Here is a 15979-nt window from a genome sequence, read left to right on the forward strand (position 1 = left end):
CCGCCGCGTGACCATTCAGCCCGTTCGCCTGTTCGGCGATCCGATTCTGCGTTCCCGTGCGGATGTGGTCACCGAGTTCGGTGCCGAACTCGGTCAGCTCATCGCCGATCTCACCGAGACCATGCACGACGACGGCGGGGTCGGGATGGCGGCGCCGCAGATCGGCGTCGGGCTGCGGGTGTTCGTCTACGACACCGGCGACGCCGCGGGCCACGTGGTGAACCCGGTGTGGTCGGCGATCGGTGACGACGAGCAGGTCGGGCCGGAGGGCTGCCTGTCGATTCCCGGCGTGCGCTACGACGTGCGCCGGGCCCTGCGGGTCGCGGTCTCCGGTGTCGACAGTGCCGGTGCGCCGGTGGAATTCGAGGCCGAGGGACTGCTCGCGCGCTGTGTGCAGCACGAGACCGACCATCTCGACGGCGTGCTGTTCGTCAGCAAGCTCGAGCCCGCCGACCGCAAGGACGCGATGCGCACCATCCGCGAATCCGACTGGTTCCGCAACGGGGTGACCGTGCGCGAGTCCAGCGGTGTCGGCGGTGGCCGCTGATGCGCGTCGTCTTCGCCGGCACCCCCGAACCCGCCGTGCCGTCGCTGCGGCGGCTGATCGAGAGCGAACGGCACGAGGTGGTCGCCGTGGTCACCCGGCCCGACGCCGTCGCGGGTCGCGGCCGCAAGCTGCTGCGCTCGCCGGTGGGTCAGCTCGCCGACGAGCACGGCATCCTGGTGCTCACGCCACGCAAGCCATCCGAGCCGGAGTTCGTCGCGGCGCTGACCGAGCTCGCGCCGGACTGCTGCCCGGTGGTCGCCTACGGTGCGCTGCTGCCCCAGCAGGTGCTCGACATTCCCGCGCACGGCTGGATCAACCTGCACTTCTCGCTGCTGCCCGCCTGGCGTGGCGCCGCGCCGGTGCAGGCGGCGATCGACGCCGGTGACGACATGACCGGCGCCTCGACCTTCCTCATCGAGGCCGGACTCGACACCGGCCCGGTGTACGGCCTGATGACCGAGAAGATCAACGTCACCGATACCGCGGGCGAACTGCTCGGCCGGCTGGCCGAGGCGGGTGCCGTCCTGCTGGAGAAGACCATGGACGGCGTGGAAGACGGGACGCTGCAAGCGATTCCGCAATCCGCCGACGGTGTGTCGTACGCGCCGAAGGTGACCGTGGAGGCGGGCCGGATCCGGTTCGACGAGCCCGCACTGGCCATCCACCGCCGGATTCGCGCCGTCACCCCGGCGCCCGGCGCGTGGACCGAGATGAACGGACTGCGCCTCAAGCTCGGCCCGGTCGAGATGGTGGAGGAAGCCTTGCCCGAGAACGAGATCGAGGTGCGCAAGTCCGGCGTCTTCGTCGGCACGTCGACCACAGCGGTCCGGCTCGGTCAGGTCCAGCCACCCGGCAAGAAGATGATGAACGCTCTCGACTGGGCCCGCGGCGCGCGCCTGGCACCGGGCCAGGTGATCGGATGAGCGCCTCCGATCGCCGGCGTCGCCGCGAAGCCGACGCACGCGGCACGACGCCACGTGACGAGAAGAAGGTCACGGGCAAGGACGTCGACGGCGGCTGGGCGGCCCGCGCGGCCAAGGGCGGCGGCACCGTCCGCGCCGGCGGCGGAAGCTCGCAACGCTCGGACCGTTCGGACGACCGCGGCACCACCGGTGACCGGCGCGCGGGTGGTGGCACGAGCGACTGGCGGCGGGACGACCGTGGTCGTGGGCCGAGCGATTCGCGTGGTGGTGGCTTCGGCGGTCGGAGTCGTGGCGACGACCGACGCACCGACGCTGGTGAGCGTGGTGGCTCGGGTGCGCGGGTCGGTGGCGGCACTGCCGGCGATCGGCGCGGGCGTGACGAGCGGTCGGGCGGTCCGCAGAGTCGGGGTGGTGCGGCCGGTGGCCGACCTGCCGCGGATCGCGGTGCCCGCGTCGGAGATTCACGTGGTGGCTCGGGGGATTCGCGTGGTGGAGCGGGGCGCGACGGTGGTTCGCGGTCGGGCGATTCCGGCCGCGGTGGCAAACGGCCGGCGAGTGAGCGCGGTGGTAGCCAGGCCGGGCGCGGTGCGGAGCGCAGGCGCGAGGATCGGCCGGATCCCAGTGTGCCGAGCCCGCGCAAGCGGCGCGGCGAACCCGTCGATCCGGCGCGCGAAGTGGCCCTCGATGTGCTGCGGGCGGTGCGCGATCGGGACGCCTACGCCAACCTGGTGCTGCCGAAGCTGCTGCGCGAGCGCAAGATCAGCGGGCGCGATGCCGCGTTCGCGACCGAACTCACCTATGGCGCGAGCCGGTCGCAGGGGCAGCTCGACGCGGTGATCGCGGCGTGTGCGGGCCGTCCGGTCGCCGAGATCGACGGACCGATCCTCGACATCCTGCGCCTGGGCGTCTACCAGCTGCTGCGCACCCGCACGGGCGCGCATGCCGCCGTCGACACCTCCGTCGACCTCGCCCGTGCCGAATTCGGCCAGGGCCGTGCCGGTTTCGTCAACGCGGTGCTGCGCCGGGCGGGGGAGAAGACGGCCGAGGAGTGGGTGGCCGAGCTGGCGCCCGCCGATCCGGTCGGCGGACTCGCCTTCGAATACGCCCATCCCACCTGGATCGCCCAGTCCTTCGCCGACGCGCTCGGCGCGCAGGCGGGCGAGCTGGCCGCGCTGCTGGCCGCCGACGACGAGCGCCCGGTCGTGCACCTGGTCGCGCGGCCGGGGGAGATCACCGCCGAGGAGCTCGCGCTGGTCACCGGCGGTGAGGAGGGTCGCTGGTCGCCGTACGCGGTGTACCTCGACGGCGGCGACCCCGGTCAGCTGGAACCGGTCCGCGACGGCATCGCGGCCGTGCAGGACGAGGGCAGTCAGCTGGTCGCCCTCGCCCTGACCAGGGCACCCCTGGACGGTCCCGATCAGGGGCGCTGGCTCGACCTGTGCGCGGGCCCGGGCGGCAAGGCGGCCCTGCTCGGCGCGCTGGCCGCGATCGACCTGTTCACCGTCGACGCCGTCGAACCGGCCGAGCACCGGGCCGAACTGGTCCGCAAGTCGACCCGCGGCCTGCCGGTCACGGTGCACGTGGCCGACGGTCGCGACAGCGGTCTGACCCCCGGGTACGACCGCATCCTCGTCGACGCGCCGTGCACCGGTCTCGGCGCACTGCGCCGCCGCCCGGAGGCCCGCTGGCGGCGCACCCCCGCCGACGTGCCGGAACTGGTGACCCTGCAGCGCGAATTGCTCGCCGCCGCCTGGGACCTGCTGCGTCCCGGCGGTGTGGTCGTGTACTCCACCTGCTCGCCGCACCTGTCCGAAACCGTCGGCGTCGTCGGCGATTTCGTGCGCCGCTCCGGTGCTGAGCAACTGGACACCCGCGCGTACCTCCCCGGTGTCAGCGATCTCGGCGACGGACCGTCGGCGCAGCTGTGGCCGCACCGCCACGGCACCGACGCCATGTTCCTCGCGGCCCTGCGCAAGCCGCTCGGCTGACCCCCTCCGTGGCCGGCGACAGCGACGCCGGCCACGGAGGGTCCTGCGTGTGGGTTCGGCCGTCGACGACACGCGACATTCGTCCAATCGCCGCGCCCCGCATCGGGCGCAGAATCGGTGCATGGCGATGACGTGGGAACAAGTGGTGGCGGTGGCGACGGAGCTACCGGGTGTGGAGGAAGGCACCTGGTGGCGCACGCCGGGACTGAAAGTCGGAGGCAAGGGCTTCGCGCGCCTGCGGGTCGAGGCCGAGGGCGGCCTGGCGCTGCTGTGCGAACCGGCCGAGAAGGAAGCGCTGCTGGCCTCCGGTGACCCGGTGTTCTACACGACACCGCACTACGACGGGCATCCGTTCATCCTGATCGACCTCACTGCGGTCGATCCCGAACAGCTCGCAGAACTCATCGACAGTGCCTGGTGGTTGCGGGCGCCGGCCCGGATGCGGCGCGAGCGGCAGGGCGCGTAGGGGACGTCGTTGTCCCGGCGCGACGGGGAACTCAGTCCCGTTCGGACAGTTCGCGCAGGCGGGCAAGGGTTTTCGCGAGGATACGCGAGACGTGCATCTGGGAGATCCCCAGCTGGGCGGCGATCTGGGTCTGGGTCATCGACTCGAAGAAGCGCATCGTCAGGATGCGGCGTTCGCGTTCGGGCAGCCCGGCCAGCAGCGGGCGCACCGCGATGTACTCCTCGACCCGGTCAAACTGCGACTCCTCCTCGCCCAGGGTGTCGAGCAGGGACGCGTCGCTGTCGCGACCGACCGAGGCGGCATCGATCGAGGTGGGCTGATACGCGTTGCCCGCGATGACGGCCTGGGTGACCTCGTCGGGGTCGACATCGAGCTCGGCCGCGATCTCCTTCGCGGTGGGGGAGCGGCCCAGCCGTTGCGAGAGCTGGTCGACCGCGGCCCCGATGCGTAGGTGAGTCTCCTTGACCCGCCGCGGAACTCGCATCGCCCAGGTGTTGTCACGGAAGTAGCGCCGGACCTCGCCCATGATCGTCGGCACCGCGAACGACAGGAAGTTCGAGCCACGGCTCAGGTCGAACCGGTCCACCGCGTGCACCAGGCCGACCCGCGCCACCTGCGACAGATCGTCGAACGGTTCGCCGCGGCCGCTGAATTTCCTGGCGATGTGATCGGCCAGCGGGATGCAGCGGTTGATCAGCGCGTCGCGCGCCACGGCGTGCTCGACGCTGCCGGGCGCGGTCGCCGCGAGCCGCTCGAACAGGGCGCTGACGTCGTCGTAGCCCGAGACCGGCTCCTCGGTCTCGGTGTCGTCGACGGTGTCCTCGGCGGGGTTCTCCGGTTCGGTGGTGGTGTCGGCGCGGGTTTCCTGGTCGGGCTTGTGGTCTTCGGTGGTGTCCTCGCCGTGCACTACGCCTTCCCCCGGACCCGACGGAATCGGACCGTCGTCGGATAGCCGGACACGGCCGCGTCGAAGCCCTGCTGGTCGGCGCTCACCTCGTCGCTGAGCGTGCGCAGCACGTGCCAGCCGAAACTGCGCTGGTCGGGCATGCCCTCGGCCGCGGCCACACCGTCGACGCGCACCAGCAGTTCGGTGTCACCGACGACGAATTCGCAGGTGAGCGCCGAATCGGGCGCGGCGATCGCGATGAGGGTCGAGCAGACCTCGTCCACGGCCAGGCGCACGTCGGCGACCTCGTCGAGGGTGAAATCGCTGAGTAGGACCAGGGTTTCGGCCAGCCCGCGCAGGATCGGCAGCTGGGTCAGCGATGCTGCTACGCGAATCTCCACCGGGGCGCTGAACAGCCCTTGTTCCGCCGAAAAATTGGTCACCCTATGGAGGCTACCCACATCCCGGCAGGGCAATCACCATTTGGTCGCTACACTTGCGCGCTGTGTCCACACCGACGTTCACCCGCCCGGCCGTGCCGATGATCGCCCCGTCCATCCTGTCTGCGGACTTCGCGAATTTGGCCGCCGAGGCCGCCGCTGTCGAAGGATCCGACTGGCTCCACGTCGACGTGATGGACGGCCATTTCGTGCCGAACCTCACACTCGGCCTGCCGGTCGTGCAGAGCCTGCTCAAGGCGACCGACATCCCGTTCGACTGCCACCTGATGATCGACGACCCGGGTCGCTGGGCGCCGGGCTACGCCGAGGCGGGCGCCTACAACGTCACCTTCCACGCCGAGGCGACCGACGATCCGATCGCGGTGGCCCGCGATATCCGTGCCGCCGGCGCCAAGGCCGGGCTCTCGGTGAAGCCGAACACCCCGATCGAGCCGTACCTGGAAATCCTGAAGGAATTCGACACCCTGCTCGTGATGAGCGTGGAACCCGGCTTCGGCGGGCAGTCGTTCATCCCGAGCGTCCTGGAGAAGGCGCGGATCGTCCGTAATCTCGTCGACGCGGGCGAGTTGCGGCTCGTCGTGGAAATCGACGGCGGCATCAATACCGACACCATCGAACAGGCCGCCGCGGCTGGCATCGATTGTTTCGTCGCCGGCTCGGCCGTCTACAACACCGCCGATCCCGGCGCCGCCGTGCAGACACTGCGCAGCATGGCGACGTCGGCCTGGCTGTAGGACGCGAATTCGGTTACAGGGAGCGGAGTTTGCGCGTGCCGAGGGCGCGCGCGGCGTCGATCACGGCGTGCAGCGGGGGCCGGTTGTCGGCGGCCTCCGGTGCCTGCACCCAGGTGCGGTAGCCGGTGCGCTCGTCGTCGGGCGAGGGCAGCACGATCTGGCTGCCGCTGCACGCGACCGTCGCGTAGAGGCGGAACAACTCGGCGGACGCGGTGGTGGTGAGGGTGTCGGGGCGGCACGGGCCGGTCAGGAACGTCCAGCGCCTGGCCCGCGGATGGTCGACGACCGGGCCCGCGATCGCGGCGCCACGCAACCGGGCCTGCACGCGCTCGCCGAGATCACCCGGCATGGTGACCGCGCCGTAATGCGCGCCGATCTGGAGCAGAATGCGACGGGAATCCGGATCGATCGTCGCGGGCAGATGGAGTTCGCGCCGATAACGGACGCACCGAATTTCCAGCGTGGAATCGACCAATGTGCTCACGCGGCACCCCCACATCTTTCGAACCTGTTGTGACCCACAGTGTTGTCTGACTTCCTGGAGTGGTGGACTATCCCTGGGTCGAACTCCCCACGGCCTCGCCGCAGGTCGGATGCGCCACCGACCTGCCCATGATCATCAGTTGAACGGCGAGAATCGGTGACGTAACAATATTGCGTCAATGGCATCATCGGCGCAAGCATTCGAATCACCGTGTTTCGAGTTCGGAATTCCGGGGTAAAGCCAGGTTAGAGCCGTCGAGTGAATGGGCGCGACCGGTTCGCCGAAAATTCGATTGAACGATTACCACCGGAATGATTAACGGTGGGGTTGCGTCATGTCGATGTCTGTTTGCCGACCGTTCGATGCGGCGGCGCTCGTTTCCGTCGGTTCGATCATGCTCGCGGTCCGATTCGACCCCGACCCGTCGGGGCTCACTCGCCCCGCCACTAGGCTGTGCGCGAGCGGGTACCGCCGGGAATAGCGGCCACGCACCTGCTGTTGGGCCCAACGGGTACGGATGACGCGACAAGGGAGTGCAGGCATGTTCACAGGGATCGTCGAAGAGCTGGGCGAGATCGTCGCCACCGAACAGCTGGCCGACGCCGCCCGGTTGACGATCCGCGGCAAGCTGGTGACTTCCGATGCCGGTCACGGCGATTCGATCGCCGTCAACGGCGTCTGCCTGACCGTGGTCGACGTGGTCGACGGCGACAGCTTCACCGTGGACGTCATGGCGGAGACGCTGAACCGGTCGAGCATCGGTGCCCTGGTCACCGGCTCCCGGGTCAACCTCGAGCGGGCCGCGGCGCTCAACAGCCGCCTCGGCGGTCACCTCGTGCAGGGCCACGTCGACGGCACCGGCACTGTGCTCTCGCGGACCCCGTCGGAGAACTGGGAGGTCGTGCGGATCTCGCTGCCCGACGCGATCGCGCGCTATGTGGTGGAGAAGGGCTCCATCACCGTGGACGGCGTCTCCCTCACGGTCTCCGGCCTCGGCATCGCCGACGAGCCCGCCGCCGACGGCACGCGCGACTGGTTCGAGGTGTCGCTGATCCCGACCACGTTGGCGCTGACCGTGCTGGGCACCGCCCCGGTCGGCACCACGGTGAATCTCGAGGTCGACGTGATCGCCAAGTACGTGGAGCGACTCGCCCAACGCGGATGACCACCAGGCGGCATGCGGTCATCGGAACCCCCGATCGCACGCCGTACTGTGGTATCCGATGCGAATCGAGGCCGTGCGGCCGAGGAACACGCGGCCCCGGCCGCCAAGATTACGGAGCAAGCAGACGTGACCAGGTTGGACAGCATCGAGCGCGCGGTCGCCGATATCGCGGCCGGTAAGGCTGTCGTCGTCGTGGACGACGAGGACCGTGAGAACGAGGGCGATCTCATCTTCGCGGCCGAGAAGGCCACCCCGGAGCTGGTCGCGTTCATGATCCGCTACACCTCCGGCTACATCTGCGTGCCGCTGACCGGCGACGACTGCGACCGGCTCGGCCTGCCGCCCGCCTACGCGATGAACCAGGACAAGCACGGCACCGCCTACACCGTCTCGGTCGACGCGCGCGAGGGCATCACCACCGGCATCTCCGGCGCCGACCGCGCGGTCACCATGCGCCTGCTGGCCAGCGCCCAGGCCAAGGCCGACGAGTTCACCCGGCCCGGTCACGTGGTGCCGCTGCGCGCCAAGGACGGCGGCGTGCTGCGCCGCCCCGGCCACACCGAGGCCGCGGTCGACCTGGCCCGGATGGCCGGTCTGCGCCCGGCGGGCGTGATCTGCGAGATTGTCAGCCAGAAGGACGACGGCCACATGGCCCGCACCGACGAGCTGCGGGTCTTCGCCGACGAGCACGACCTGGCGATGATCTCGATCGCCGACATGATCGCCTGGCGGCGCAAGCACGAGAAGCACGTCGTGCGGGTGGCCGAGGCCCGGATCCCGACCGCGCACGGTGACTTCAAGGCGGTCGGCTACCAGAGCATCTTCGACGACGCCGAGCACGTCGCGCTGGTGCGCGGCGACATCGGCGACGGCGAGGACGTGCTGGTGCGAGTGCACTCCGAGTGCCTGACCGGCGACGTCTTCGGCTCGCTGCGCTGCGACTGCGGTCCGCAGCTGGACGCCGCGCTCGAGATGGTCGACGCCGAGGGTCGCGGCGTGGTCCTCTACATGCGCGGGCACGAGGGTCGCGGCATCGGCCTGATGCACAAGCTGCAGGCCTACCAGCTGCAGGACACCGGCCGCGACACCGTCGACGCCAACCTCGACCTCGGCCTGCCCGCCGACGCGCGCGACTACGGCACCGGCGCGCAGATCCTGGTCGACCTGGGCATCCGGTCGATGCGCCTGCTCACCAACAACCCGGCCAAGCGCGTCGGGCTCGACGGCTACGGCCTGCGGATCACCGAGCGGGTGCCGATGCCGCTGCGGGCCAACGCCGAGAACCTGCACTACCTGCGGACCAAGCGGGACCGGATGGGCCACGATCTGATCGGCCTGGACGACCTGGATCTGGGCGAGACCGCGCAGTGATCACCACGCACACTCCCGAAAGGCGGCAACGATGAGCGGCACGGGTGTCCCGTCCTTCGCGCTGGCCCAGGCCAAAGACGTCAAACTCGGCATCGTCGCCTCGCGCTGGCACACCGAGATCTGCGACACCCTCGTCGCCAACGCGCAGCGGGTCGCGAAGGAAGCCGGCGTCGAGCAGGTGACCGTGGTGCGCTGCGCCGGCGCGATGGAACTGCCGGTGGTGGCCCAGGAACTGGCCCGCACGCACGACGCCGTCGTCGCGCTCGGTGTCGTGATCCGCGGTGGCACACCGCATTTCGAGTACGTCTGTGATGCGGTGACCGCCGGTCTGACCAGGGTCTCGCTGGACGCGGCCACCCCCGTCACCAACGGTGTGCTCACCACGAACGACGAGGAGCAGGCGCGCGACCGCGCCGGGCTGCCCGGCTCGGCGGAGGACAAGGGCGAGCAGGCCTGCGCCGCCGCCCTCGACGCCGCGCTCACGCTGCGCGCGCTGCGATCGGCGTGACCGTGCCGGTGGTGCGGACCTGGCGACGCGGCGCCGGCGCCCCCGAGCCCGGGCAAGCCTGGGAGTTCGAGGTGCGTCCGCGCCGGGCGATCCGGACCGCGGTGGTCGTCGCGATCGTCATCCTGGTGTTCTTCACCTTCGGCGGCCTGCTGCTGCGCACCGGCTCGACCGGCGTGAACTTCCGGTTCGCCGACCAAATCGCGATGATCCTGATCGGCGTCCTCGGCGCGGGCGCGGTCCTGCTGCTCACCCGCCCCCGGGTGCGCGCGGGCACCGCGGGCGTCTCGGTCCGCAACATCCTCGGCGACCACGAGTACCCCTGGTCCTATATCCGCGGCGCGTCCTTCCCCGACCGCAAGTCCTGGGCCCGCCTCGAACTCGCCGACGACGACTACGTCCCCATGCTGGCGATCCGCTCCAACGACAAGGCCCACGCCGCCGACGCCATCGAACGCCTCCGCGACCTCGGCGCCAAGTACACGTCCACCCCGGACTGACCGGTCTCGGTAGTCTCGCGGGCATGACGCCCGCGCAGGTCCTGGCCGCCGCCTTCGCCGACGATCCGTTGATGAGCTACGTCTGGCCGGACCCGGCACGGCGCCGGAAGGCGTTGCCGCTGCTGTGGGAATCGCGGCTGGCCTCTCGGCAGCGGCAGGGCGCGGTCGACCTCGCCCACGACGAGGACGGGTCTGTTGCGGCCGTCGCCATGTGGGAGACACCCGGCGTCGAGTCGGCGCTCGCCAAGCGGATCACCTTGCTGCGCGCCCTCGGCCGGAGCCTGCCAAAGGCGCTGCCCGCGCTGCGGGGCATCGACGGCACCCGGCCGCACGAGCCACACCTGTATCTCGCGACCATCGGCACCCGCCCGGACCGACAGGGCCGCGGGCACGCGGCCGACCTGATCCGGCGGCGACTCGACACCGTCACCGCGCCCGCGTTCCTGGTCGCGACCCGGGCCTCGAACGTGCCGATCTACCAGCGGTTCGGATTCCGGGTGACCGAACCGCTGCGGGTGGCCGAGGTCGAGCTGTATCCGATGGGACTGGAACGCTAGCGGGTGTCGCCGAGGACGGCGCCTTCGCGGCGGGGGTCGGCGCCGCCGATCCAGCCGTCCTTGCCGTCGCGTTGCAGGGCGCTCAGGCCGCTCGATTGCGGGGCCACCGAGACCTGGTGGCCCATCTGGCGCAGGCGTTGGACGAGGGGATCGTGGTCGCCGTTGTCGGTGGCGTCGATGTCGGGGTGTTCGCCGCCGACGCCGGTGACGGGGGTGTTGCCTGCGCCGAAGGAGACGCCGGAGACCGCCTGCTGCGGGTCCAGGCCCCAGTCCAGGGTGTTGATCAGGGTCTTCACCACGAACTGGATGATCACCGAGCCGCCGGGGGAGCCGGTGACGAGGGCGAGGTCGCCGCGGTTGCCCGCGTCGTCGCGGTCGAAGACCAGGGTGGGTGCCATGGAGCTGCGCGGGCGCTTGCCCGGCTGCAGGCGATTGGCGACCGGCGTGCCGTCCGGGTCGAGCGGGTCGGCGGCGAAGTCGGTGAGCTGGTTGTTGAGCACGAAGCCGTCGACGAAGTGGAACGACCCGAAGGCCGACTCGACCGTGGTGGTCATGGCGGCGGCGTTGCCGTACTTGTCGACGACGGAGATGTGGCTGGTGCCGTGCTCGGGCGGCTGCGGGCCGTTGCCCAGCGGGACCGGACCGAGATCGCCCGGCTTGGCGGTGCCCATGCTGCGCTGCGGGTCGATCAGCGTCGACCGCTGCTTCAGGTACTGCGGGTGCACCAGCGACAGCACCGAATTGCCGGGCAGCGGAACGAAATCCGGGTCGGCGACGTACTTGTTGCGATCGGCGTAGGCGAGCCGCTCGGCCTCGGAGATCAGGTGCACGGCCTGGGCGTCGGGCCGCCCGCCGTTGGCGTCGAGGTCCTGCGGACGCAGCGACGGGATGTCGAAGTTCGCCAGGATGCCGAGCGTCGCGGCCACCGTGCTGCCGCCCGAGGACGGCGCCGGCATGCCGCACAGCTCGAACTTGCGGTAGCCGGTGCACAGCGCGGTGCGCTTCTTGGCCTGGTAGCCGGCCAGATCGCTGGTGGTCAGCAGGCTGGGCGTGCGCCCGCCCGCGGTGCTGCCCGCCGCCTCGACGATGTCCTGGGCGATGGCGCCGCTGTAGAACGCCTGCGCGCCGTCGCCCGCGATCGCCGACAGCGTCTTGGACAGGGCCGGATTGGTCAGCACGGTGCCGGACTTCTTGGGGGAGCCGTCGGCTTCGAGGAAGTACCCGCGGGCACCCTCGTCGGCCGCCAGATCCTTGGCCGACTCGGCGATCTGGCCCGCCAGCCGGGGACTGATCTCGAAGCCGCTGTCGGCCAGGCCGATCGCGGGATCGAACAGTTCCTTCCACGCGGTCAGCCCGTGCTCGCGATGGGCGAGTTCGAGCAGCCGCAGCACGCCGGGCACCCCGATGGAGCGACCGCTGGCGCGGGTGTTCGGAGCGGGTTCGGTGCGGTCGGTGTCGCTGACCCAGCGCAGGTAGTTCTCGGTCGCCGCGGCGGGCGCGGTCTCGCGGCCGTCGTAGGTCTCGACGGTGCGTGACTTCGCGTCGTAGTGCACCAGGAAGGCGCCGCCGCCGATGCCGGAGGCCTGCGGCTCGACCAGCCCGAGCACCGCCTGCGCGGTGACCAGCGCGTCGGCGGCCGTGCCGCCGGCCCGGAGCACCCGGCACGCGGCCTCGGTGGCCAGCGGGTTCGCGGTGGAGACCGCGTAGGTGCGGGTGCGCACCGCGGTCATGTCGGCGCGGTAGCCCGACGCGATCTCCGGGTTGGTGCTGAGGTTCTGCGAGGTCGGGGCGTTCGTCGCCGGAGCGGCCGAGACGGGCGTGCCGTTCGGCGTGCTCGTGCACTCGGCCGCCGCGGTGTCGCCGGACGAGCAGCCCGTCAGCAGACCCACCGTGAGGACTCCGGCCGCCGCGGCCCCGATCCACGTCTGTCGCCTTGGCGTCATCCTGGCAGCGTAACCCCGCGCGGCCCGGCCCCGCCGATTATTTCTCGGTGACGGCCGCGCGAATGTTCGGTAGACGAACCAGTTTTCCCCCGGCGACCGGCCGCGGCCTCGCTACCCTGGCGACATGGATATCGACGCGGTGCTGTTCGACTTCTCCGGCACGGTCTTCCGGCTGGAAGACGACCGGACCTGGGCCGACGAACTGGTCGGCGACGACGGCACCCCGTTCGACGTCGCGGCGAAAGCCGAAGTGCTGCGCCGGATGACGGCCCCCGTCGAACAGTTCATGACCTTCGACGCCGCGGGCCAGCACGCCTGGGACCACCGCGATCTCGACCCGGCCCTGCACCGGCACGCCTACCTCGAGGTGCTGCGCGGCACCGGCGTCCCCGGCACCCACGCCGCGCGCCTCTACGACCGCCTCATCGACCCGCTGGCCTGGACCCCGTACCCCGACACCGGCACCGTGCTGGAAGCCCTGTCCGCCCAGGGCATTCCGATCGGCATCGTCAGCAATATCGCCTTCGACATCCGCCCCGCCTTCGCGAAACACGGCTGGGACGGCCTGGTCGGCGCGATGACCCTGTCCTACGAGATCGGCGCCGTCAAGCCGGACGCCGCGATCTTCCGCGATGCCACCGACCGCCTCGGCGTCGAGCCGGAACGGGTGCTGATGATCGGCGACAGTGCCGAGGCCGACGGCGGCGCCGCCGCGCTCGGCGCCCGGTTCGCCCTCGTCGAGCCGCTGCCGACGGCCGAGCGCCCACGCGCCCTGATCGAGGCGCTCGCCGCGCACGGCGTCCGGCTCGACGCCTGAACGACGCGGAGCGGGCTCAGCGCTCGCGGGTGAACCAGGCGAGAGCGGTGGGGCGCAGCAGCAGGGCGACGATCGCCCCGTTGGCGACGATGCCGACCGCGCCGGGGGGCAGTCCGGTGAGGATCCCGGTGCACGAGACCAGGCCGGCGATTCCGGCGACGCCGACCGCGGCCTTCCTGATCAGCTCGCCGCCCCGCCCGAACAGCACGATCAGCGGCACCAGCGCGAAGGTCGGCAGGTAGCCCGCCAGCAGGGTGGCGAGCGAGCCGTTCGTCCCGAGCGCGACGGTGATCACGATCAGCACGACGCCGACCAGCGCCGCGACGGCGGCGATCAACCGGGCACCGCGCACGCTGCCCGGCATCACGCCCGCCGGCGTCGCCTCGTCGAACAGGTCGTCGTCGGCGGGGGCGGGGGCGGTGGGCGCGTTCGTCACGCCGACCACGCTACACAGGTGGGTTTCCCGGCTCGGCGCACCGCCGTGGCACCCGGTCGGCGGTGTGGGTCTGTCGGACGCGCTCGCTAGGCTGGATGGGTGGCAGATCCCGCGACGTACCGGCCGGCGCCGGGCACCATTCCCGTCGAACCCGGTGTGTACAAGTTCCGGGACGCGCACGGGCGGGTCGTCTACGTCGGCAAGGCCAAGAGCCTGCGCAGCCGGTTGAACTCGTACTTCGCCGACGTGTACTCGCTGCACCCGCGGACCAGGCAGATGGTGACCACGGCCGCGAGCGTCGAGTGGACCGTGGTGTCCACCGAGGTCGAGGCGCTGCAGCTCGAATACAACTGGATCAAGGAATTCGATCCGCGGTTCAACGTCCGCTACCGCGACGACAAGACCTACCCGGTGCTGGCGGTGACGCTGAACGAGGAGTACCCGCGGCTGTTCGTCTACCGCGGCGCGCGCAAGAAGGGCGTCCGCTACTTCGGTCCCTACGCGCACGCCTGGGCGATCCGCGAGACCCTCGACCTGCTGCTGCGGGTGTTCCCCGCGCGCACCTGCTCCAACGGAGTCTTCAAGCGGCACAACCAGATCGGGCGGCCCTGCCTGCTCGGCTACATCGACAAGTGCTCGGCGCCGTGCGTCGGCCGGGTCACCGCGGACGAGCACCGCCAGATCGTCGACGACTTCTGCGACTTCCTCTCCGGCCGGACCGACAAGATGGTGCGCGCGCTGGAACGGCGCATGCACGAGGCCGCCGACGATCTCGACTTCGAGACCGCCGCCCGCCTGCGCGACGACGTCCAGGCACTGCGCCGGGCGCTGGAGAAGCAGGCGGTCGTGCTCGGCAGCGGCACCGACGCCGACGTGATCGCCTTCGCCACCGACGAACTCGAAGCCGCCGTCCAGATCTTCCACGTCCGCGACGGGCGGGTGCGCGGCCAGCGCGGCTGGGTGGTCGACAAGTCCGGTGACGCGCTCGACGTCGCCGAATCCGGCACCGAACTCGCGGCGCTGGTCGAGCAGTTCCTCACCCAGTTCTACGGCGAGCAGGCCGCCATGGCCGAGCAGAACGCCGACCGTGACGTGGTGGTCGTCCCGCGCGAGGTGCTGGTCCCCGAACTGCCCGCCGACGCCACCGAGATCCAGGACTGGCTGAGCAGGCTGCGCGGCTCGGCGGTCTCGCTGCGCATCCCGCAGCGCGGCGACAAGAAGGCGCTGGCCGAGACCGTGCAGCGCAACGCGGGCGAGGCCCTGGCCCAGCACAAACTCAAGCGCGCCGGCGATCTGACCTCCAGATCCCAAGCCCTGCAGGACATCCAGGACTTCCTCGATCTCGACAGCGCGCCGCTGCGGATCGAGTGCGTCGACATCAGCCATGTCCAGGGCACCGATGTGGTCGCCTCGCTGGTGGTCTTCGAGGACGGCTTGGCCCGCAAGTCCGACTACCGGCACTACGCGATCAAGGAGGCGGCCGGTGACGGCCGCTCCGACGACGTCGGCAGTATCGCCGAGGTGACGCGCCGTCGCTTCGCGCGCCTGGCCCGCGACCGGCAGCAGGTCGTCGACGTCGAGCCCGACGAGGCCGACGAGCCGACCTCGCGTCCCGGGGTGGACCCGACCACCGGCAAGCCGCGCCGCTTCGCCTACCCGCCCAACCTCTACGTCGTCGACGGCGGCGCGCCGCAGGTCGCCGCGGCCGCCGAGGTGCTCGACGAACTCGGCATCACCGATGTCGCGGTGATCGGCCTGGCCAAGCGGCTCGAGGAGGTGTGGGTGCCTGGCGAGCCCGACCCGGTGATCATGCCGCGCAACAGCGAAGCGCTCTACCTGCTGCAACGCGTGCGAGACGAGGCGCACCGCTTCGCGATCACCTTCCACCGCAGCAAGCGCTCGCGCCGGATGACGGCATCGGCGCTGGACTCGGTGAAGGGGCTCGGCGAGGCGAGGCGCACCGCGCTGGTCACCCACTTCGGCTCGGTGGCCCGGATAAAGGACGCGACTGTCGACGAGATCACATCGGTGCCCGGCATCGGCGTCTCCACGGCGAAAGCAGTGCTGGAAGCACTGAACAGCCCGTAGCGCGGGACGGGCGGATCGCAGGACGCAACATTGCGAGTGCCGTACGTTGTGTGTCTGCGCCCGATACCCGAACCGGTGCGGGATGATCGAAAGGCACCCAGAAACGGA

17 protein-coding genes are annotated in these 15979 nt (G+C 70.8%); 12 read left to right on the top strand and 5 right to left on the bottom strand.

What is annotated here, in order from left to right; all coding sequences use genetic code 11:
* The first annotated feature begins 7 nt into the window (after positions 1–7).
* The 4 genes from def to ACFYWJ_RS17030 all read left to right on the top strand — a co-directional run bounded on the left by def (position 8) and on the right by ACFYWJ_RS17030 (position 3924).
* A complete protein-coding gene (def, locus tag ACFYWJ_RS17015) occupies positions 8–547 on the top strand; it encodes a peptide deformylase (protein WP_355281331.1) in 540 nt (179 codons plus the stop codon).
* On the top strand, positions 547–1470 hold the full coding sequence (fmt, locus tag ACFYWJ_RS17020) for a methionyl-tRNA formyltransferase (protein WP_355281329.1): 924 nt from the start codon (positions 547–549) through the stop codon (positions 1468–1470). Before def ends, fmt begins: the two co-directional genes overlap by 1 nt.
* 623 nt (positions 1471–2093) lie before the next feature.
* Positions 2094–3458 (top strand): transcription antitermination factor NusB, encoded by a 1365-nt coding sequence (locus ACFYWJ_RS17025; protein ID WP_355281525.1) that lies wholly within the window; start codon positions 2094–2096, stop codon positions 3456–3458.
* A gap of 121 nt (positions 3459–3579) precedes the next feature.
* Positions 3580–3924: an MmcQ/YjbR family DNA-binding protein gene (locus ACFYWJ_RS17030; RefSeq protein WP_355281328.1), complete on the top strand. Its 345-nt coding sequence runs from the start codon at positions 3580–3582 to the stop codon at positions 3922–3924.
* 31 nt (positions 3925–3955) lie between these two features.
* Here the strand turns inward: ACFYWJ_RS17030 and ACFYWJ_RS17035 are convergent, their stop codons facing one another.
* Positions 3956–4831 (bottom strand): RNA polymerase sigma factor SigF, encoded by an 876-nt coding sequence (locus tag ACFYWJ_RS17035; RefSeq protein WP_355281326.1) that lies wholly within the window; start codon positions 4829–4831, stop codon positions 3956–3958.
* Positions 4831–5253, bottom strand: coding sequence for an anti-sigma factor (locus ACFYWJ_RS17040; RefSeq protein ID WP_355281324.1), 423 nt, complete (start codon positions 5251–5253; stop codon positions 4831–4833). Before ACFYWJ_RS17040 ends, ACFYWJ_RS17035 begins: the two co-directional genes overlap by 1 nt.
* Positions 5254–5351: 98 nt before the next feature.
* On the opposite strand from ACFYWJ_RS17040, the gene rpe reads away from it, so the two are divergent.
* Entirely contained in the window at positions 5352–6005 is a 654-nt protein-coding gene (gene rpe / locus ACFYWJ_RS17045; protein WP_355281522.1) for a ribulose-phosphate 3-epimerase, read from the top strand.
* Between the two features lie 13 nt (positions 6006–6018).
* On the opposite strand, the gene ACFYWJ_RS17050 is transcribed toward rpe, so the two are convergent.
* Complete coding sequence (locus tag ACFYWJ_RS17050; protein ID WP_355281323.1) at positions 6019–6489, bottom strand: hypothetical protein; 471 nt, start codon at positions 6487–6489, stop codon at positions 6019–6021.
* 541 nt (positions 6490–7030) lie between these two features.
* Between ACFYWJ_RS17050 and ACFYWJ_RS17055 the strand changes: the two genes are divergently transcribed.
* The 5 genes from ACFYWJ_RS17055 to ACFYWJ_RS17075 all read left to right on the top strand — a co-directional run bounded on the left by ACFYWJ_RS17055 (position 7031) and on the right by ACFYWJ_RS17075 (position 10587).
* Positions 7031–7654 carry a riboflavin synthase gene (locus ACFYWJ_RS17055; protein WP_355281321.1) on the top strand — a complete coding sequence of 208 codons (624 nt, stop codon included), beginning with the start codon at positions 7031–7033 and terminating at the stop codon, positions 7652–7654.
* Between the two features lie 126 nt (positions 7655–7780).
* Positions 7781–9025, top strand: a complete 1245-nt coding sequence (locus ACFYWJ_RS17060) for a bifunctional 3,4-dihydroxy-2-butanone-4-phosphate synthase/GTP cyclohydrolase II (RefSeq protein WP_355281319.1) — start codon at positions 7781–7783, stop codon at positions 9023–9025.
* Between the two features lie 31 nt (positions 9026–9056).
* On the top strand, positions 9057–9533 hold the full coding sequence (ribH, locus tag ACFYWJ_RS17065) for a 6,7-dimethyl-8-ribityllumazine synthase (RefSeq protein WP_355281318.1): 477 nt from the start codon (positions 9057–9059) through the stop codon (positions 9531–9533).
* An 11-nt stretch (positions 9534–9544) separates the two neighbouring features.
* Complete coding sequence (locus ACFYWJ_RS17070; protein ID WP_387162549.1) at positions 9545–10030, top strand: PH domain-containing protein; 486 nt, start codon at positions 9545–9547, stop codon at positions 10028–10030.
* 23 nt (positions 10031–10053) lie between these two features.
* Positions 10054–10587 carry a GNAT family N-acetyltransferase gene (locus ACFYWJ_RS17075; RefSeq protein WP_355281316.1) on the top strand — a complete coding sequence of 178 codons (534 nt, stop codon included), beginning with the start codon at positions 10054–10056 and terminating at the stop codon, positions 10585–10587.
* Here ACFYWJ_RS17075 and ACFYWJ_RS17080 read toward each other — a convergent pair.
* Positions 10584–12530, bottom strand: coding sequence for a gamma-glutamyltransferase family protein (locus tag ACFYWJ_RS17080; protein ID WP_355281314.1), 1947 nt, complete (start codon positions 12528–12530; stop codon positions 10584–10586). The genes ACFYWJ_RS17075 and ACFYWJ_RS17080 overlap by 4 nt on opposite strands.
* 124 nt (positions 12531–12654) lie before the next feature.
* On the opposite strand from ACFYWJ_RS17080, the gene ACFYWJ_RS17085 reads away from it, so the two are divergent.
* Positions 12655–13347 carry an HAD-IA family hydrolase gene (locus ACFYWJ_RS17085; RefSeq protein WP_355281313.1) on the top strand — a complete coding sequence of 231 codons (693 nt, stop codon included), beginning with the start codon at positions 12655–12657 and terminating at the stop codon, positions 13345–13347.
* Between the two features lie 16 nt (positions 13348–13363).
* On the opposite strand, the gene ACFYWJ_RS17090 is transcribed toward ACFYWJ_RS17085, so the two are convergent.
* Positions 13364–13783, bottom strand: coding sequence for a hypothetical protein (locus ACFYWJ_RS17090; RefSeq protein WP_355281311.1), 420 nt, complete (start codon positions 13781–13783; stop codon positions 13364–13366).
* 99 nt (positions 13784–13882) lie between these two features.
* On the opposite strand from ACFYWJ_RS17090, the gene uvrC reads away from it, so the two are divergent.
* Positions 13883–15871: an excinuclease ABC subunit UvrC gene (uvrC, locus tag ACFYWJ_RS17095; protein ID WP_355281310.1), complete on the top strand. Its 1989-nt coding sequence runs from the start codon at positions 13883–13885 to the stop codon at positions 15869–15871.
* The last annotated feature ends 108 nt before the right edge of the window (positions 15872–15979 follow it).

The organism is Nocardia sp. NPDC003269 (genome assembly GCF_042888005.1).
Lineage (GTDB): Bacteria > Actinomycetota > Actinomycetes > Mycobacteriales > Mycobacteriaceae > Nocardia.